This is a genomic window from Ruegeria sp. C8 (assembly GCF_056537565.1).
In genome coordinates, this window is the sequence record NZ_JBQFRV010000001.1 from 658,605 (window position 1) to 677,604 (window position 19,000).

At 62.2% G+C, this 19,000-nt stretch carries 18 protein-coding genes, 1 tRNA gene and 1 riboswitch; of the genes, 17 read left to right on the top strand and 2 right to left on the bottom strand.

The genetic code is table 11. The annotated features are described in order from the left end of the window. The first annotated feature begins 181 nt into the window (after positions 1 to 181). Positions 182 to 255, top strand: a tRNA-Cys gene (locus ACR0KL_RS03325). Positions 256 to 294: 39 nt separating this feature from the next. Here ACR0KL_RS03325 and ACR0KL_RS03330 read toward each other — a convergent pair. Continuing rightward, positions 295 to 1,365 (bottom strand): NAD(P)-dependent oxidoreductase, encoded by a 1,071-nt coding sequence (locus tag ACR0KL_RS03330; RefSeq protein ID WP_480554516.1) that lies wholly within the window; start codon positions 1,363 to 1,365, stop codon positions 295 to 297. Positions 1,366 to 1,391: 26 nt separating this feature from the next. Beyond that, positions 1,392 to 1,595: riboswitch (cobalamin riboswitch) on the top strand. Between the two features lie 83 nt (positions 1,596 to 1,678). On the opposite strand from ACR0KL_RS03330, the gene ACR0KL_RS03335 reads away from it, so the two are divergent. Genes ACR0KL_RS03335 through cobJ form a run of 7 tightly spaced genes read left to right on the top strand, consistent with a single transcriptional unit; the run spans position 1,679 to position 9,649 of the window. Further along, the gene (locus ACR0KL_RS03335) at positions 1,679 to 2,059 is read left to right on the top strand and encodes a DUF1636 domain-containing protein (RefSeq protein WP_170676600.1); all 381 of its coding nucleotides are present in this window, start codon (positions 1,679 to 1,681) and stop codon (positions 2,057 to 2,059) included. Then, on the top strand, positions 2,056 to 3,111 hold the full coding sequence (gene cobW / locus ACR0KL_RS03340) for a cobalamin biosynthesis protein CobW (RefSeq protein WP_170676602.1): 1,056 nt from the start codon (positions 2,056 to 2,058) through the stop codon (positions 3,109 to 3,111). Before ACR0KL_RS03335 ends, cobW begins: the two co-directional genes overlap by 4 nt. Positions 3,112 to 3,116: 5 nt before the next feature. After that, positions 3,117 to 6,410, top strand: a complete 3,294-nt coding sequence (gene cobN / locus ACR0KL_RS03345; protein ID WP_170676604.1) for a cobaltochelatase subunit CobN — start codon at positions 3,117 to 3,119, stop codon at positions 6,408 to 6,410. Then, entirely contained in the window at positions 6,407 to 7,546 is a 1,140-nt protein-coding gene (gene cobG / locus ACR0KL_RS03350) for a precorrin-3B synthase (protein WP_480776633.1), read from the top strand. The genes cobN and cobG overlap by 4 nt, the downstream gene beginning before the upstream one ends. After that, on the top strand, positions 7,546 to 8,175 hold the full coding sequence (locus tag ACR0KL_RS03355; RefSeq protein ID WP_170676609.1) for a precorrin-8X methylmutase: 630 nt from the start codon (positions 7,546 to 7,548) through the stop codon (positions 8,173 to 8,175). Before cobG ends, ACR0KL_RS03355 begins: the two co-directional genes overlap by 1 nt. Beyond that, complete coding sequence (locus tag ACR0KL_RS03360) at positions 8,172 to 8,900, top strand: precorrin-2 C(20)-methyltransferase (protein ID WP_170488651.1); 729 nt, start codon at positions 8,172 to 8,174, stop codon at positions 8,898 to 8,900. Before ACR0KL_RS03355 ends, ACR0KL_RS03360 begins: the two co-directional genes overlap by 4 nt. After that, entirely contained in the window at positions 8,897 to 9,649 is a 753-nt protein-coding gene (gene cobJ / locus ACR0KL_RS03365) for a precorrin-3B C(17)-methyltransferase (RefSeq protein ID WP_170676611.1), read from the top strand. Before ACR0KL_RS03360 ends, cobJ begins: the two co-directional genes overlap by 4 nt. Here cobJ and ACR0KL_RS03370 read toward each other — a convergent pair. Then, positions 9,622 to 10,386 (bottom strand): cobalt-precorrin-6A reductase, encoded by a 765-nt coding sequence (locus ACR0KL_RS03370; protein WP_480776634.1) that lies wholly within the window; start codon positions 10,384 to 10,386, stop codon positions 9,622 to 9,624. The genes cobJ and ACR0KL_RS03370 overlap by 28 nt on opposite strands. Between ACR0KL_RS03370 and cbiE the strand changes: the two genes are divergently transcribed. From cbiE to ACR0KL_RS03415, 9 genes are all read left to right on the top strand, one after another. Further along, positions 10,385 to 11,584, top strand: coding sequence for a precorrin-6y C5,15-methyltransferase (decarboxylating) subunit CbiE (gene cbiE / locus ACR0KL_RS03375; protein WP_170676615.1), 1,200 nt, complete (start codon positions 10,385 to 10,387; stop codon positions 11,582 to 11,584). The genes ACR0KL_RS03370 and cbiE overlap by 2 nt on opposite strands. Then, positions 11,581 to 11,949, top strand: coding sequence for a cobalamin biosynthesis protein (locus ACR0KL_RS03380; protein ID WP_170676617.1), 369 nt, complete (start codon positions 11,581 to 11,583; stop codon positions 11,947 to 11,949). Before cbiE ends, ACR0KL_RS03380 begins: the two co-directional genes overlap by 4 nt. Further along, positions 11,946 to 12,740 (top strand): precorrin-4 C(11)-methyltransferase, encoded by a 795-nt coding sequence (gene cobM, locus ACR0KL_RS03385; RefSeq protein WP_170676619.1) that lies wholly within the window; start codon positions 11,946 to 11,948, stop codon positions 12,738 to 12,740. The genes ACR0KL_RS03380 and cobM overlap by 4 nt, the downstream gene beginning before the upstream one ends. Beyond that, a complete protein-coding gene (locus tag ACR0KL_RS03390; RefSeq protein WP_480554519.1) occupies positions 12,733 to 14,061 on the top strand; it encodes a cobyrinic acid a,c-diamide synthase CobB in 1,329 nt (442 codons plus the stop codon). The genes cobM and ACR0KL_RS03390 overlap by 8 nt, the downstream gene beginning before the upstream one ends. Further along, on the top strand, positions 14,058 to 14,786 hold the full coding sequence (gene cobA, locus ACR0KL_RS03395) for a uroporphyrinogen-III C-methyltransferase (RefSeq protein WP_170676621.1): 729 nt from the start codon (positions 14,058 to 14,060) through the stop codon (positions 14,784 to 14,786). Before ACR0KL_RS03390 ends, cobA begins: the two co-directional genes overlap by 4 nt. Further along, a complete protein-coding gene (gene cobF / locus ACR0KL_RS03400; RefSeq protein WP_170676623.1) occupies positions 14,779 to 15,522 on the top strand; it encodes a precorrin-6A synthase (deacetylating) in 744 nt (247 codons plus the stop codon). The genes cobA and cobF overlap by 8 nt, the downstream gene beginning before the upstream one ends. Positions 15,523 to 15,599: 77 nt before the next feature. Next, on the top strand, positions 15,600 to 16,058 hold the full coding sequence (locus ACR0KL_RS03405; RefSeq protein ID WP_170465726.1) for a DUF302 domain-containing protein: 459 nt from the start codon (positions 15,600 to 15,602) through the stop codon (positions 16,056 to 16,058). Between the two features lie 81 nt (positions 16,059 to 16,139). Next, a complete protein-coding gene (locus ACR0KL_RS03410) occupies positions 16,140 to 17,759 on the top strand; it encodes a thiamine pyrophosphate-binding protein (protein ID WP_170465723.1) in 1,620 nt (539 codons plus the stop codon). Continuing rightward, the gene (locus ACR0KL_RS03415) at positions 17,746 to 18,930 is read left to right on the top strand and encodes a CoA transferase (RefSeq protein ID WP_170676625.1); all 1,185 of its coding nucleotides are present in this window, start codon (positions 17,746 to 17,748) and stop codon (positions 18,928 to 18,930) included. The genes ACR0KL_RS03410 and ACR0KL_RS03415 overlap by 14 nt, the downstream gene beginning before the upstream one ends. The last annotated feature ends 70 nt before the right edge of the window (positions 18,931 to 19,000 follow it).

The window sequence follows — 19,000 nt, forward strand, 5'->3', positions numbered from 1 at the left end:
CACACTCGACCTGTCTCGACAACGGCCCAGATGCCGCAAGCCTGGTTCACGATCCGTTTAGACCGGCCGCCCACAAATATTGATTTGCGGCCCAAAATCGACGGCAATCCTCTGGACGCCCCCGATGAAAGCTGCTAAAACGCCCACCACACCACGGCAAGTATTTGATTTTACTTGAAAAGGCGAGTTGGCGGAGTGGTGACGCAGCGGATTGCAAATCCGTGTACACCGGTTCGATTCCGGTACTCGCCTCCACATCCCCTTCCTCTAAATACCGTCTTCGGAAATCAGTTTTCAGGAGGAACGCCCCTGAGGCACAACCTCGTACCCTGGTTCTTCCGGCTCATCGTCCTGCATTTCCGTAGGAAAACCCGGTGCGCGGATGTCCAAGCCCGTGGCCTCCTCCAGGCGTTTGATGATGTTTGGCGACAACTCACGCTCGCCAAACCGGGCGATGCCATCCTCAAAGATCTTGATCATCACCGGATTGATTTCCAGCGGAACACCGGCGCGGTCGGCGACGTCCTGAAAGAGGCCGATATCCTTTTTCACCAAATCCATCGTAAACGAAATATCGCGCGAACCGTTCAGGATCACCTGGCTTTCCGTTTCGTGCACGAACGAGGTCCCTGACGAGATTTTGATGGCCTCATAGGTGGTGTTCAAATCCATACCGGCGGCCTTGGCGGTGACCAGCGCTTCGGCACAGGTGATCAGGTTGGCCGTGGCAAGATAGTTGGTCAGCACCTTCAGAACCGAGGCCGAGCCGAGCTCTCCGGTGTGCAGAACGCGCCGCCCCATGGTGGTCAGGAAGGGCAAGATAAGTTCGAACGTGTCGCGGTCGCAGCCAGCGAAGATCGAGATATTGCCCGTCGCCGCGCGGTGACAGCCACCCGAGACAGGGCAATCGACTGCGGCCCCTCCGCGCTCCAAAACCAAAGCCCCCAACCGCTTGACCTCAGCCTCGTCGGTGGTGGACATCTCCATCCAGATCTTACCTGGACCAACCTCGGGCAGCATCTCTTGCATCACCGCGTCCGAAGCCGCAGGCGACGGCAGGCAGGTGATCACGGCATCGCAATCGCGCATCATCTGGGCCGGGCTATCAGCCGCTTTGGCCCCCTGCGCGACGAAGGCCTCAACCAGATCGGAACTCAGGTCATGAACCGTCAGGTCGATTCCATTACGCAGCAATGACCCCGACAGCTTGCCGCCCACATTCCCAAGCCCGATAAAACCTACTTTCATGGATTTCGCCTCCGTTTGCGCCCTAAGGCCATGCGACCACGCCTCAGCGCCCGATTCATGCCGCCTAGCGACGCTGGCAGGTCGCTTTTCAACGCACCACAGCGGTCTGGACTGCATCGCGCTTGACAAGCTGAGGGTCGGTGCCGCATGAGCCTCCTGTTGGTGTCTGTGAGAGCAGATGAAAAGGGAATGCGTCAACGGGTTTTCCGCCAAACGCAGCCGCCCCCGCGACCGTGACCGGAGAGGGTGCCCGAGCCACTGGCGCAAAGCCGGGAAGGCGGGACATCCGACAGAGGACGCCTCTGACATCCGCAAGCCGGGAGACCTGCCAGCGCCCGAAGATGAAACCGGACGGGGTGTTCCGGTGTCGGGTCAAGGGACCCGCATGAAACCCCGTCCCCCACGATGAGGATTTGGGGGGATGAGAGACATGACCGAGACCGCTCCGGTCGAATTGCTGGTTTGCACCACCTGTCGTCGCGGACTGCCCGTTGAAGACGACGCGAAACGCCCCGGCACCCTGTTGCACAAGGCGCTTGAACAGGCGGACCTGCCGGAAGGGATAACCCTTAAAGCCGTGGAGTGTTTATCCAACTGCAACGAGGGCTGTTCCATCGTGCTGCGTGGCGGCCCGGAACGCTGGACCTTCGTCTATGAACATCTGAACGAAACCGACCATGTCGACGTGATCGTGGACGGCGCCACCAAGTACCTCGCGACCGAGGACGGCTTGGTCAAATGGCGTGAGCGCCCTGAACACTTCCGCAAAAACTGCGCAGCCCGTATTCCCCCGATTGGAGCCCTGAAATGAGCAACTTGGAAAAACTCCCCGTCACCGTGATCACTGGCTTCTTGGGCTCGGGCAAAACAACTCTCGTTAAGCACCTGATGCAGAACCCGCAAGGCAAGCGTCTGGCCGTGGTTGTTAATGAGTTCGGCGATGTCGGCGTCGATGGCGATATCCTGAAATCCTGCGCGATCCCGGATTGTCCGGCGGAAAACATCATGGAACTGGCGAACGGCTGCATCTGCTGCACTGTGGCCGATGATTTCATCCCGACCATCGAAGCCCTTATGGCGCTGGAGCCGCGCCCCGATCACATCCTGATCGAAACCTCGGGCCTCGCCCTGCCCAAGCCGCTGCTGAAGGCGTTCGACTGGCCCGATATCCGATCGAAAATCACTGTTGATGGCGTGATCGCGCTGGCCGATGCCGAGGCCGTCGCCGCTGGTCGCTTTGCTCCGAATGTCGAAGCGGTGGACGCTCAGCGCATGGCTGATGACTCGATCGACCATGAAACGCCCTTATCCGAGGTGTTTGAGGATCAGATTTCCTGCGCCGATATCATCCTGCTGACCAAGCCTGATCTGGCCGGTCCCGAAGGCGTGGCAAAAGCCAAAGAGATCATTGCCGCCGAGGCCCCTCGCCCGCTGCCCGTTGTCGAAGTGGCCGAAGGCGCCGTGGATGTGCGCGTCGTTCTGGGTCTTGAGGCCGCAGCCGAGGATGACATGGACGCTCGTCCTTCGCATCACGACGGTCACCACGATCACGAGCATGACGATTTCGAAAGCATCATCGTTGATCTGCCGGAACAGTCCGATCCTGCCGATTTGGTCGCCAAGATCGAACGTCTGGCCAATGAGCTGAACATCCTGCGCGTCAAAGGCTATGCCGCCGTGCAAGGCAAGCCGATGCGCCTGCTGGTGCAGGCCGTGGGTGCCCGTGTGCGTCATCAATACGACCGTCCATGGGGCCCCGGTGAGGAACGCCGCTCGCGCATGGTGGTGATCGCCGAGCATGACGATATCAAAGAAGCGGAAATCCGCGATATCCTCGCGGGTGTGACCGAGGCCGCCGAGTAAGGCCCATGCACGTCGTCTTCCGCGAAAGCCACGGGTTAGAAGAAACGGAAATCCCAACCGATCTGGGCCAGAGCCCGGCGGATTTGGTGGTGCTGTCCTTCTCGGACAGCGACCTTGGCGCTTTCGCGGCGGGCTGGCATCGCGGTGGCGGGCCGGATGGGCGTATGCCCACGATGCGGTTGGCGAACCTGACGGCGTTGAAACATCCTCTGTCCGTCGACACCTACGTGGAGCAGACGCTGGAGGGTGCGAAGGGCATTCTGATCCGCCTGATTGGCGGCGTGCCTTACTGGGCTTACGGGCTGCAGCAAGTGCTGTCGCTGGCGAAGGCCAAGGGCATCGCGTTGGCCGTCCTACCCGCCGACGGGCGTGAGGACCCGCGGCTGGATGACTATTCCACCCTGCCCGTCTCGACCCTGCGCCGTCTGGCACATCTCTGCGACACAGGCGGCGAAGTCGCGGCACAGGCCGCCTTGGCGCAGATGGCGTTGGCGGCGGGGCTTTATGCCGGCCCTGTTATGGGGGCTAAAACCCTGCCCGAATCTGGCGCGTGGTGTCCTGATCGCGGCGTGATCCCGGTTGAGACTGCCTTTGCGGGCGACGCAAAACGTATCGTCGTCACCTTCTATCGCGCCTATCTGACCTCGGCGGACACGGCCCCTGTCGCCACCGTGATCCGCAGCTTGCGAGATCGCGGGTTCGAGGCCGTAGGTCTCTTCGCCCCTTCGCTCAAGGCTCCTGCTGCGGCTGAGTGGTTGCGTGACAACATCGTCGCGCTGAAGCCTTCGGCAATCATCAACGCAACCTCGTTCTCGGGCAAAGGCGCATCGGGTACGTCCCCTTTGGACGCGGCGGGCGTGCCCGTGTTTCAGATGGCCCTCGCCACGTCCCGCCGCAAGGCTTGGGCCGAGGCCGAACGGGGCCTTTCCCCTGCCGATCTTGCCATGCATGTGGTGCTGCCCGAAGTCGACGGGCGCATTTCAGCGGGCATTGCCTCGTTCAAGGAACCGGGCAAGCGTGATCCGCATCTGGAATATTCCCGCTTTGCCCACCGGGCTGAGCAAGAACGGATCGAAGCGATTATCGACCGTGTCACCGGCTGGCTGACCCTGCATGACAAGCCCAAGGCGGATCAGGTGCCCGCGCTGGTGCTGTCGACCTATCCCGGCAAAGACTGGCAAATGGCGCATGCGGTGGGGCTCGACGCGCTGGCCTCGGCCGAGGCGATCCTGACCGATCTTCAGGCCGAGGGCTACAACACCGCACCGGCCGAACCAATTGCTGAAACCCTGCTGGATGCGCGCATTTCATGGTCTTTGGAAGATTACCAGGCAGCCCTAGCTGACCTGCCTGAGCAACTGCGGGCCGATCTCCAAACCGTTTGGGGCAAGCCCGAAGACGACCCGGTTTTTACTGAAGGCGCGTTCCACTTCACCGCCCTGCGCCGAGGCAACGCGCTCGTTGCTCTACAGCCCGAACGCGGCACACCCGAGCTGCGCAATGACGACTATCACGACCTGTCTCGCACCCCGCGTCACAGCTACGTCGCCTTCTATCTGTGGCTGCGCAAGGGGCTGGGCGCAGACGCTTTGATCCATATCGGCGCGCATGGCACTCTGGAATGGCTTCCGGGCAAGTCCGTTGCTCTGTCGGCGAATTGCTGGCCCGAGGCGCTGATCCGCGACTTGCCAGTGATCTACCCCTTCATCGTCAACGACCCAGGCGAGGCCGCGCAAGCCAAGCGTCGGATCGGGGCCGTGACGCTGGGCCATATCCCGCCCCCTATGAAGGAAAGCGGCACCCCAGATCGTATGGTACGTCTGGAGTCTCTGCTTGATGAGTTCTCGAACGCAGACGGGCTTGATCCCAAACGCCGTGACCGCCTGCAGGAAAATATCCGCGACGAGGCACAAGCCATCGGGTTGGAAAGCGATCTGGGTCTCGATCAGGCCACCTGCACCGCCGAGGCGATTACCCGCATCGACCGCTTTGTCTGCGATATCAAAGAAAGCCAGTTCGGCGACGGGCTGCATATCTATGGCCGTGCGCCTGAGGTTCCCGGTACTTTCGACCCCGCGCCTTCGGCCCATGCGGAACGCAACGCTCTGATCGACGCGCTGGCCGGGAAACGGATCGAGGCCGGGCCGTCCGGTTCCCCCTATCGCGGTCGCTCGGATGTTCTGCCGACCGGGCGGAACCTCTATACCACCGACCCCCGCTCGGTGCCGACGCGGGCGGCCTACACCCAAGGCGTCAAACTGGCCGAGGAACTGGTCCGCCGCCACCTTCAGGAAGAAGGCGACTATCCCAAGGGGCTGATCGTCGATCTGTGGGGCTCGGCCACCATGCGCACGGCGGGAGAGGAATTCGCCATGGCGCTGCACCTTTTGGGCGTGAAACCGGTCTGGGATAAAGGCTCTGAGCGGGTCTCGGGGATCGAGGTGCTGCCGATCACCGACCTCAGCCGCCCGCGCTTGGACGTGACGCTGCGCGTGTCGGGCCTGTTTCGGGACGTTTTCCCGACCCTCTCGGCACTTTACGGTCAGGCGATCCGCGCATTGGCGGCGCGGGATGAGGCGACCGACTGGAACCCCTATGCCGGTCAGGCCCCGTCGGCCCGTGTGTTCGGCCCCGCGCCCGGCAGCTATGGCGTCAACATGACCCAGCTGTCCGAGGTCTATACTGAAGAGGCCCGCGCGCAGGCGGGTGAGGCATGGCTTGAGGCCAGCTCTTTTGCGCTGGAGGGCGAGAATATCGTTCAGGATAAGGCGGGCATCACACAACGCGTGGCGCATGCCGACAGTTTTGTTCACCTGCAGGACCTGACCGAGACAGACCTGCTGCTGGCCAATGACTACGCCACGCATGAGGCCGGTTTTGCCGCCGCCAAGAAGGCTACGGGCGGCACCGCGCAGCTGTATCATCTGGACAATACCAACCCTGCAAACCCACGCGCCCGAACCCTGCCGGAAGAGATCAGCCGCGTTGTCCACGCCCGCGCTGCCAATCCGGACTGGATCGCCGGGATGCAGCGGCACGGCTTCCGGGGCGCGGCCGAGATCGCGGCGACGTTGGATCACATGGCCTCGTTTGCGCATCTGTCGGGCACCGTTGCGCCGCATCTGTTCGACCTCTACCACGATGCCACACTGGGCGATGAAGATGTGGATGCCTTCCTGCAGCAGGCCAATCCGCAGGCCCATCAGGCCATGCAGGACCGGTTCCGCGCCTTGCTGGATGCCGGTTTGTGGAATACGCGGCGCAACTCGATCCGTGCGGATCTGGAGGGGCTGGGATGAGCGCGCCCACCCCAAAACCAGTCGTCCAAGGTTGGTGCCCCGGCGCCCACCGACCGATGATGTCTGGGGATGGGCTGGTGGTGCGCGTGCGCCCTCGGCTGGCTCGGCTGACCGCGCCACAAGCGCTTGGCTTGTGTGAACTGGCCCAGCAATTCGGCAACGGCACAATCGACCTGACCAACCGTGCGAACCTGCAGTTGCGCGGCGTGCAGGAAAGTGAACACCAGGCATTGCTGTCCGAGCTGTCCGCGCTTGGGCTGTTGGACGCGGAGCCGGGTATTGAGGTCCGGCGCAACATTCTGGTCTCACCGCTCTACCAGCCGGGCGATCTGACCGCGCGGCTGACGCAGGAATTGATCGACCGCCTGAACGATTTGCCCGCGCTGCCGGCCAAATTCGGCTTTGCCATAGATACAGGACCGGAGCGCCTGCTGGCGGCGGATTCGGCCGATATCCGGTTGGAGCGTTCCGCCGAAGGTCTGATCCTGCGCGCAGATGGGGCGCAGACCGGACGTGTCGTCTCCGAGGCCGGGGCCATTTATCACCTGATTGCTCTGGCCACATGGTTTGCCGAGGTCTTCACACCAGACACCCGCCGCATGGCCCGGGCCGTGGCGGCTTTTGGTCTGCCTGCGGAATGGCAGGGCCGCGACCCCGGACCAATTGGCGCGTCGTTACAACCAGGCACTTGCGATCTGGGCAACCTCTACGGTGCGGCCTTCGGGCAATTGCCAGCAAATGAGCTGCACGCACTGATCCGCGACGGCGGCGCCTCTGCCCTGCGTGTCACCCCTTGGCGACTGATCCTGCTGGAAGGCGGGGCGGCGGTACCCGCACCGGGTTTTGTCACGGATGGCACCGACCCGCTTATGACCACTGACGCCTGCCCCGGCGCTCCGTTCTGCCCGCAGGCGCAAGCGGAAACCCGCGATATCGCGCGCGAATTGGCCCCGCTTGTACCCGGCACACTTCATGTTTCGGGGTGTTCCAAAGGGTGCGCCCGGATGGGCCCCGCGGATGTGACTTTAGTCGGCCAGAACGGACGATTTGATCTTGTCAAACAGGGCCGTGCGGGGGATGAGCCAATCCTACGCGGGCTGACCCCCGAAACACTGATGACGATGGACTTCAACTGATGCCCTACACATACGAAACCGACGGCGCGGCGATCTACAAGGAGAGCTTTGCAACCATCCGGTCCGAGGCCGATCTGGCCCGGTTCGACGCCGATGAAGAGCAGGTCGCGGTTCGGATGATCCACGCGGCTGGCATGGTCGGGCTGGAAGAGTTCGTCCATTTCTCACCCGGTTTCGTCAGTGCCGCACGCACCGCTCTGGAAAAAGGCGCGCCGATCCTGTGTGACGCGCGCATGGTCAGCGAGGGCGTAACCCGGTTCCGCCTGCCCGCCGAGAATGAGGTCATCTGCACCCTGCATGACGAGCGCGTGCGCCCTTTGGCCGCTGAGATGCGCAACACACGCTCGGCCGCAGCGCTTGAGCTGTGGCGCCCGCATCTGGCAGGCGCTGTGGTCGCCATCGGCAACGCGCCGACGGCCCTGTTTCACCTGCTGAACATGCTGGAAGACCCCAACTGCCCGCGCCCCGCCGCCATCATCGGTTGCCCTGTGGGCTTCGTCGGCGCGGTCGAATCCAAGGACGCCCTGTGGGAGGCGCAGCCGGTGCCGTCCTGCATCGTCAAAGGCCGTCTCGGTGGCAGCGCCATCACAGTCGCCGCCATCAACGCCATCGCGAGCCGCGCCGAATGAGCGCCGGCAAGATATATGGCGTTGGCCTCGGCCCCGGTGACCCCGACCTGATGAGCGTGCGGGCCGACCGCCTGCTGCGCAATGCCCGCCATGTGGCGTTTTTCCGCAAACCCGGCCGCAGTGGTCAGGCCCGCCAGATCGTCAACGGTATGATCCCGGAAGGCGCGGTAGAATTCCCGATGGAATACCCCGTCACAACCGAGATCCCTCTGAACGATCCGCGCTACAACGAGTTGTTGGCCGCGTTCTACGAGGACTGCGCGCAGCATCTGAAAGCTCTTGCTGAGAGGGGCGAAGACGTCGTCGTGCTGTGCGAGGGTGACCCGTTTTTCTACGGCTCGTTCATGCATCTCTACACCCGTTTGCGCGACATCGCCCCCGTCGAGGTCGTCCCGGCCATTACCGGCATGTCCGGCGCTTGGACAGCAACCGGCGATCCGATCACATGGGGCGACGACATCCTGACCGTTCTGGCCGCCACCCTGCCCGAAGAGGTTCTGGCCGAGCGTATGGCGCAGACCGACGCACTGGTCGTGATGAAGATCGGGCGCAACATCGACAAGGTGAAGCGCGCGCTTAAGACCGCCGGAATGTATGATCGCGCGTGGATCGTGGAATACGCGCAAATGCCAAACCAGCGGGTCTGCAAATTGTCCGAGAATTGTGAGGGGATCACCCCCTATTTCTCGATCATTCTGGTACACGGTCAGGGGCGACGGCCATGAGCGGCTGGGTCAAGATCGCGGGCCTCGGGCCGGGAAATGAAGACCTGGTCACGCCCGAAGTCTCCGCTGCACTGGCCGAGGCGACCGATGTGGTCGGCTACATCCCCTATGTCGCGCGCGTGGCCGAACGCCCCGGCCTGAGTGTGCATGCCAGTGACAACCGGGTTGAGATCGATCGTTCGCAACACGCGCTGCAGATGGCGGCTGAGGGGAAACGCGTGGTTGTTGTGTCCTCGGGTGATCCGGGTGTCTTTGCGATGGCCGCTGCGGTGTTCGAAGCGCTGGAGAACGGTCCAGAAGAATGGCGCAACCTTCAGATTGATGTGCTGCCGGGTATAACGGCGATGCTGGCCGCGTCTGCCCGTGCCGGCGCGCCCATGGGGCATGATTTCTGCGCCATCAACCTTAGCGACAACCTCAAGCCCTGGTCGCTGATCGAAAAGCGGTTGCGTCTGGCGGCACAGGCGGATTTCTCGATGGCCTTTTACAATCCGCGCTCGAAGTCGCGGCCAGAAGGATTTGTAAAGACGCTGGAAATCCTGCGCGAGGAATGTGAGCCTGAACGTCTGATCCTGTTCGCGCGCGCCGTGTCGCGCGAGGACGAAGCGATCCGGATTTCCACCCTGGCCGAGGCCACGCCCGAAATGGCGGATATGCAGACGGTGGTCATCGTCGGATCATCGCGCACACGCGTGATCGAGCGCGACGGCGCGCCGATCGTCTACACCCCGAGGTTCACCCCGGAATGAGCCAGCCAGTCCAGAACCTGTGCAATCGTCGACAGCTCGGTCCGCTCTGGCAGGACCGGACGGTCGATCATCAGCACTGGCAGGCTCAGCGCCCGCGCCGCATCCAGCTTGGCCCGCGCGCCCTTGCCGCCTGCGTTCTTGGACACAACCAACTGCGTCCCGTGCATCTGCATCAACGCGCGGTCGTCAGCCTCGGCAAACGGGCCGCGGGCGACAACCACGTCGGCATTCGGCAAGGGCAGCTCTTCGGGCGCATCGACCAGACGCAGCAGATAGTGATGCTGGGGCTGGGCAGAGAACTCCTCAAGGTGCATCCGACCAACCGCAAGGAACACGCGCTGCGCCTCGACGTTCAACGCATCAACTGCGGCGGGGATATCGGGAACGTGTCGCCAGTCATCACCGGGCTGCACGCGCCAAGCGGGTCGCGTCAGCGCGGCCATTGGCGTTTGCGCTGCACGGCAGGCCTCAATCGCGTTTCGGCTCATTTGCGAGGCGAATGGATGAGTCGCGTCAATCACATGGCTGATCCCGTTGTCGCGGATATAAGCAACCAGACCCTGCACGCCGCCAAACCCGCCGACCCGAACCGGCAAAGGCTGCGGGCGCGGATTCTCGACCCGGCCTGCGTAGGAATAGGTCGCCGCAAGGCCCTGTTCGGAAACAGTTTTGGCCAAAGCGTTCGCCTCGGTCGTGCCGCCCAGAATAAGCACATTGGGGATCAGGAGGTTGGTCATGTCTGATACTCCGTGGATGACTGTTCTGGGTCTGGGTGAAGATGGGCTTGATGGCCTGTCGCCCGCAAACCGTCAAGTGCTGGATCGGGCCGAGGTCATCATGGGCCCGCCCCGCCACCTGTCACTGGTGCCGGAAACAGGGGCTGAACGGATCGAATGGCCAGTGCCTTTCTCCGACGGCCTGCCGATCCTGACCGGGCTTCGGGGCCGCGCGACGGTGGTTCTGGCCTCGGGCGATCCGTTCTGGTTCGGCGCGGGTTCGGTGATTGCACGCAATTTCGAGGCTGCCGAGTGGACCGCCCGGCCCGGCCAATCCACCTTTTCTCTGGCCGCCGCGCGTTTGGGGTGGCCGTTGGAGGGCACCCAGACCTTTGGCCTGCACGCCGCTCCTCTGACGCGTCTGCGACCGCACCTGTCTCCGGGGCTGCGGGCGATCATCCTGTTGCGCAATGGTGCAGCCGTTGCGGAACTTGCGACCTATCTGACCGAGACGGGGTTCGCCGATACCCAGTTGCACGTGATGGAGGCATTGGGCGGCCCGCGTGAACGCGCGCGCTCGGTCTCGTTGACCGAGGCGCTTCTGGGCACGTTCGATCACCCGGTCTGCGTCGGGCTGGAGGTTGCAGGCGAAGGGCGCGTTTTCCCCAAGGTATCCGGTAAACCCGACGATATTTTCGAAACCGACGGCCAGATCACCAAACGCCCGATCCGAGCGCTTACCCTGTCGGCGCTGGCCCCGCAACGCGGCGAGCATCTATGGGATATTGGTGGCGGTACAGGCTCGATCAGCATTGAATGGTTGATGTGTGATCCGACCTTGACGGCCACAACCATCGAACCGCGTGCCGACCGTGCCGAACGCATTCGACGCAATGCCGATGCTTTGGGGCAAGATCGGTTGAACGTCATTCATGGCACGGCGCCGGATGCGCTGTCAGGTCTGCCTCTGCCCGATGTTGTGTTCATCGGAGGCGGTCTCAGCGCCGATCTCTTGGCGTGGCTCCGCGATGCCCTTCCTGCGGGCACCCGGTTGGTCGCCAATGCCGTTACACTGGAAAGCGAGGCGCTATTGGCCCGCTGGCACGAAGAATTGGGGGGAGATCTTCTGCGGATTGAGCTCGCGCAATCGGCTCCACTCGGCCCCCGGCGTGGGTGGAAATCGGCCTATCCGGTCGTGCAGTGGAGTGTGACGCTATGATCGTTGCAGGCCTTGGCTTTTCATCAAGCGCGACAGTGGACAGCCTGCGTGCAGCCTATAACGCCGCCGCCGCTGCGCATGACGTTCAAGCCCTGGCAACCGTTGCTGATAAAGAGGGTCATCTGGCTCTGGCCAGTTTCGCAGAAACCCTTGCCCTGCCCTTGCATTTCGTTGCCGCAGCCGATCTGGCCGGGCAACGCACCCTGACATGCTCGAACCGCAGCCGCGCCACCTATGGCACCGGCAGCGTGGCCGAAGCATCCGCATTGGCCGCCGCCGGAACTGGCGCGCGGCTTCTTTCACCCAGACATATCTCGGACGACCGGCTGGCGACATGCGCCATTGCCATCGGAGGACACTCATGACCGTTCATTTCATTGGCGCCGGACCGGGCGCTGCCGATCTACTGACCCTGCGCGGGCGCGATATTATCGCCTCCTGCCCCGTTTGCCTCTATGCGGGATCTCTGGTGCCCGAGGAGATCCTGAGCCATTGTCCCGAAGGCGCGAAGATCATCAACACCGCGCCTATGGATCTGGATCAGATCATGGCCGAGATCGACGCGGCGCATCAGGACGGACAAGACGTGGCACGCCTGCATTCGGGCGACCTGTCGGTCTGGTCGGCGATGGGTGAACAAATCCGCCGTCTGAAAGAGATGGGCATCCCCGTCAGCGTTACCCCGGGCGTGCCGTCCTTCGCAGCGGCTGCGGCGTCATTGGGCACAGAGTTGACCCTGCCCGGCCTGGCGCAATCGGTGGTTCTGACGCGGACCCCGGGCCGTGCGTCCTCAATGCCCGAAGGCGAAACACTGGAGAACTTCGCCCGCACCGGCGCGACACTGGCCATTCATTTATCGATCGGCAATCTGGACAAGGTGATTGCCGATCTGAGCCCTGCCTATGGCGCGGACTGCCCCGTAGCGGTCGTCTACCGGGCCAGCTGGCCGGATGAGCGGATCATCCGCGCGACATTGGCCACCCTCAAAGATGCTCTGGATGAAAGCATTTCGCGCACCGCGCTGATTATGGTCGGGCCTGCGCTGGCGGGTGAAGGGTTTGACGAAAGCTGCCTGTACTCAAAAGACTATGACCGTCGCTATCGCCCGCAAAGTGCGGACAGCCCGTGGTCAAGCTGGAGCCCCGAGGATGAATGACTCGATGACGAACCCTCCGGGCATTCTGATCTCGGCCCCCTCTTCGGGGACCGGCAAAACCACCGTGATGCTGGGCCTTTTGCGGGCGCTGGCTGAGGATGGCCTCACCGTACAGCCGTTCAAGAGCGGCCCTGATTATATCGACCCGGCCTTTCACCGCGCAGCGGCAGGGCGGGCGTCGTTCAACCTTGATAGTTGGGCGATGGGCGACGGGCTGCTTGGCGCGATCTCGGATCAGGCCGAAGGGGCGGATATCGTGGTGGCCGAAGGCTCGATGGGCTTGTTTGACGGCGTCGCCAAACCCGGAGAGCTGGGCCACGGATCGAGCGCCGAAACCGCGCAACGCATGGGCTGGCCGGTTGTATTGGTATTGGACGTGGGCGGTCAGGCCCAATCGGCAGCGGCGACTGCGCTGGGGTTCAAGATGTACAACCCTGACCTGCCTTTTGCCGGAGTGATCCTAAACCGCTGCGCCAGCCCTCGGCATGAGCGGTTGACGCGGTTGGGTATGGAACGGGCAGGTCTGCCGGTTCTGGGTGTATTGCCCCGTCGCGGAGACCTGACTCTGCCGGAACGTCATCTGGGGCTGATTCAAGCGGTTGAGCATCCCGATCTGGAAAGTGCCATCGTTGGATACGCAGCATTCCTGCGGGAACATGTGGACCTTGAAGCGATCAAACTGGCGGCTTCCTCAGGCCCCAAAGGGCCATCGTCAGCCGCGCTGCCGCGGCCTCCGGCGCAACGAATCGCGTTGGCCCGGGATGCGGCTTTTTCGTTCACCTATCCGCATCTGTTGGAGGGATGGCGCGCGGCGGGGGCTGAGATCCGGCCGTTTTCGCCATTGGCCAATGAAGCCCCGTCTGATGATGCCGATCTGGTTTGGTTGCCGGGTGGGTATCCGGAGCTGCACGCAGGTACTCTGGCTGCTGCGGACACGTTCCTGACCGGTTTGCGGAAGCATGCGGAGACCAAGCCGGTGCATGGGGAATGCGGCGGCTACATGGCCCTTGGTGAGGTTCTGATCGACAAAGAGGGCGCGCCGCACCAGATGGCTGGATTGCTGGGGCTGCAGACCTCGTACCAGAAGCGCAAATTCAATCTGGGGTATCGCCGGGCCGAACTGCTGGCGTCGATGCCAGGGTTTGCGCAAGGTGCATCGCTGCGGGGGCACGAGTTCCACTATTCCTCGATCGTCGAACAGCCAGATGCACCGCTGGCGCGTGTGTTCGATGCCGAAGGGGATGAAGGCCCGCAGACCGGATCGCGCCGTGGCAACGTCACTGGTACGTTCTTTCACCTGATCGCCGAGGCCTCGGCATGAGTGGGTTTGTATCATTCATCGGGTCCGGTCCGGGAGACCCGGAATTGCTGACCCTGAAGGCCGTGGACCGGATGCAGAAGGCCGACGCCGTTCTGTTCGACGATCTGAGCAGCGGGCCGATTCTGAGCCACGCGCAACCGGATGCTGATCTTGTGGGCGTCGGCAAACGGGCCGGGCGGCCCTCGCCGAAACAGGATCATGTCAGCCGCCTGCTCGTGGAATACGCGCAGACCGGACAACGTATCGTGCGGTTGAAATCCGGTGATGGCGGCATGTTCGGACGGCTTGAGGAAGAGATCGTCGCCCTGCGTACAGCCGGGATCGACTATGAGATCATCCCCGGCATCCCCTCGGCCATCGCAGCCGCAGCCGCTGCCGGTATTCCGCTGACCCGCAGGCTGACGGCCCGGCGTGTACAGTTTGTCACCGGCCACGATGTCAGCGGGCAACTGCCCCCCGATCTGAACCTGACCGCTTTGGCGGACGCTGCGGCGACCACCGTTGTGTTCATGGGCAAACGGACCTTTCCGCTGCTGGTCGAGGCCCTGCACGCCAACGGCCTGCCACTGGATACGCCTGCACTGATGGCGGAATCCGTTTCCACACCGGATCAGAAGCTGCACCGCTCGACCATTGGCGCGCTGGCCGACACGCTGAAATCCGAGATCGGAACGGCCCCTGCCCTTATCCTCTATGGGCCCTTGGCGGAGTTCGAGGATGTATGAGCTGTCCCTGGTCGGAATTGGCACCGGAAATCCCGATCACGTAACCCTGCAAGGCGCGCAGGCAATCCGCGAGGCGGATCTGATCCTGATCCCGCGCAAGGGTGAGAACAAAGCCGATCTGGCCGGACTGCGGGAGGAGATCATCGCCAAGGTCACTGAGATGCCTCCGCAGATCGCGTATTTCGATATCCCCAAGCGCCGCTCGGACGACGGATATCTGCAAGGCGTCGACGAGTGGCACGATGCTATTGCACTGCGCTGGCAAGAAGCGATGGCGGAACATCCTGAGGCCTCAAAGATCGCCCTATTGATCTGGGGGGATCCCTCGCTTTATGACAGCTCGCTTCGGATTGCCTCTCGGCTGGACCCGCAACCGCGCAAACGCGTGATTCCGGGGATTACCGCGCTACAAGCGCTGACAGCAGCCCATACCATTCCCATCAACGATATCGGCGCGCCTTATGTTGTTACCACTGGCCGCCGCATCCGCGATGAAGGCTGGCCCTCGGACGCCACCAAGGTGGCCGTGATGCTAGACGGCGAGTGTTCATTCCAAGCGCTGGATATGAAGGCGTTCGATATCTGGTGGGGCGCCTATGTCGGCATGAAGGAAGAGATCCTGATCCACGGCCCACTAGATGAGGTAGCCGAAACCATCTTGACCACCCGCGCGCAGGCCCGAGCCGATCATGGTTGGATCATGGATATCTACCTGCTGCAAAAGCGGTCACTCTGAAGACGCATACGCAAATGTGAATGCACAGGCAGGCGAAACCTGCTCTAGTTGGGCACCAACAACACGGAGACCCTGTGATGAGAGCAATCTGCGCTGCGTTCTACTTGCTAGCCTCGCCTGCCCTTGCGGATCAGGCCCTGCCGGGATGGGCCGTTCATGACACAGGGAAATCCTATGACGCGCTGGTGGCTGACACCAAGGCCGCCGTCAAGGAACACGGGCTGATCGTTGTCACTCAAGCCGGGCCGACCAAAGCGGCGGCGGCCCGAGGGATCACCATTCCGGGCAATCGCGTGATCGGCGTATTCAACAACGACTATGCGGTGCGGGTACTCGAAACCTCGACCGCAGCGATGATCGAGGCGCCGATTCGCCTGTATGTCACCGAAAATGACGACGGCACTGCGAGTTTGTCATACAAAACCCCCAGCTTTGTGTTTGAGCCTTACGCGGATCAAGGTGGGCAGGACCTGTCCGATATTGCCGCAGAACTGGACCAAAAGTTTCAATCAATTGCGGAAACAGCCGTCAAATAGTCACACTGATGTGAACCCGCTTGCCTCTTGCCAGTGTGTCAGACATTTGCTGTCACATATCTTTTTCTCGGAGCATGACTGATGCAGGACCTCTCTCCCCGCGCGGCGGATCTACTGGCTCAACGATTGTATGAGGCAGGGTGCCGCCATGCGTTCGGTATGCCAGGCGGCGAGGTTCTGACGCTGGTGGACGCCCTCGAACGGGCCGGCATAACCTTTCATCTGACCAAACACGAGAACGCAGCCGGTTTCATGGCCGAAGCCGTCCATCACCGCGACGGCGCGCCCGCGATACTGGTTGCAACCCTTGGTCCCGGCGCGATGAACGGGATCAACGTGGTTGCCAACGCGCTGCAAGACCGGGTGCCCATGGTCGTGCTGACCGGCTGTGTCGACGCTGATGAGGCGCTGACCTACACGCATCAGGTCATGGACCACAGCCAAGTTTATCGCTCGATCACCAAAGGGACCTTTACCCTCACCGCCGAGGGCGCGGACATCATCGCAGACAAAGCGGTGTCGCTTGCCAACCAGCCCCGGCCCGGCCCGGTGCATGTCGACGTACCGATCTCGGTCGCGGATACCCGCGTCTTATCGACGAAACGCCGCCGTCTGGCCAAAGTGGCCGCAGTGGCCCCCGAAGGCGATTGCCTATCCAAAGCCCGACGCTGGGTGGCCGAGGCCGAGCGTCCGATTGCGATCATCGGGCTGGACGTCCTCTATGACGACTCTCGCAGCGTGGTTCAGGCGTTCCTGGAGCATTTCAGCATCCCCTTCGTCACGACCTACAAAGCAAAAGGCGTAGTGCCCGAAGATCATCCCTTGTGTCTGGGCGGTGCCGGGTTGTCCCCTCTGGCCGACAAACACCTTGTCCCGCTGGTGGAACAGGCCGATCTCGTTCTGTGCCTGGGCTATGACCCTATCGAAATGCGCCCCGGCTGGCGTGAGATCTGGGATCCCGAAGAAACGCGCGTGATCGATATCTCGGCCGTGGTCAATGATCACTACATGCATCAGGCCGGGCTAAACCTTGTCGCCGATACTGGCGAGACCCTCGAGGCCATCGCCAAAGGCAACCCCGCCCGCGCCACATGGCCTGCCGGAGAGCCTGCGAAGGTCAAAGCCGCTTTGGCGGACGCCTTCCCACAGAATGACGATTGGGGGCCAGCTGGCGTGATCGCCGAAACCCGTGCCGCCCTGCCCGCGAATACTTTGGCAACGGCGGACAGCGGCGCGCACCGTATTCTCCTCAGCCAGATGTGGGAGTGTTCGGAGCCACGCGGGCTGATCCAGTCCTCAGCCCTTTGCACCATGGGCTGCGCTGTTCCAATGGCGATCGGGCTGAAACTGGTAGAACCGAACCGACCGGTGATCAGCCTTTCGGGCGATGCCGGGTTCCTGATGGTCGCCGGAGAGTTGTCGACCGCCGCCGAAATGGGCGGCAACCCGATCTTTTTGGTCTTTGTCGACGCCTCCCTCGCCCTGATCGAGTTGAAACAACGCCAACGGCAGATGGGCAACAACGGGGTCGATTTCGACCGCCATGACTTTGCCGCTCTGGGTCGCGCGTTCGGAGGCTATGGACACACGGTCCGCAACCGCGCAGAACTGCGTGCAGCACTGGATGAGGCGGTCAAAGCCGACCGCTTCACCGTCATCGCTGCCGAGATCGAGCGTGGAGGATATGATGGCCGAATCTAATGGGCCGCTGAAAGGCGTAAAGGTTCTGGACCTGTCGCGCATTCTGGCCGGACCGACCTGCACTCAACTGCTGGGCGATCTGGGCGCAAGTGTCATCAAGATCGAAAACCCCTCGACCGGTGGGGATGATACGCGGCAATGGGGCCCTCCGTATGTTGAGGATGAAGCGGGCAACCGTTCCGACCTGAGTGCGTATTTCATGTCGGCCAACCGGAACAAGAAATCCGTTGCCATCGACATTGCAACGCCAGAAGGGCAAGCCGAGATCAAGCGGCTGGCCTCGCATGCGGATATCCTGATCGAGAATTTCAAACCCGGTGGTTTGGCGAAGTACGGACTGGATTACAACAGCTTGTCGCAGGATCTTCCCGGCCTCGTCTATTGCTCGATTTCCGGCTATGGGCAGACGGGCCCCAACTCCAGCAAGCCCGGCTATGACCTGATGGCGCAAGGGTATGGTGGGATCATGTCCCTGACAGGCGACCCCGAGGGCGCGCCAATGAAGGTTGGCGTCGGCATCGCCGATGTGATGTGCGGCATGTACGCAACCGTTGGCATTCTGGCAGCTTTGCGCCATCGCGACCTGACCGGTGAAGGGCAACAAATCGACCTTGCCTTGGTGGATGCACAGATCTCGTGGTTGATCAATGAAGGCACAAACTACCTGACCTTGGGCCAGGTGCCTCAGCGACGCGGCAACGGACATCCCAATATTGTCCCATATGAGGTGTATGAGACAGCAGATGGTCACGTGATTTTGGCCGTTGGAAATGACAGCCAGTTCCGCAGGTTCTGCGCGTTCATCGGCCACGCTGATCTTGCCGACGACGTACGTTTTGCCACCAATCCGGCGCGACTGGAGCACCGCGACGCACTGAACGCGATCCTGCGCCCGGCGATGAAACAGCGTCCGACGACGACTGTGATTTCCGAGCTTGAGGCCCGCAAAGTGCCCGTCGGCCCGGTGCAAACGGTGGATCAGGTGTTTGACACCGATCAGGTCGCCGCGCGGCAGATGAAGATCGCGATGCAGGCCCAACCGGGACAGGTGAATTTGATCGGCAATCCGCTAAACCTGTCGCGCACGCCTGTAACATATCGGCATGCGCCACCGGTCTTCGGGGCCGATACTGATGATATTTTAAGCGCTGAAAACCCGTTCGAAGATTGAAACACTTGCATGTTTCGGCAGCAACTTGCTGAAACATGCCCTTGAATCGGCGGTTTTTTTCACTTTTTTC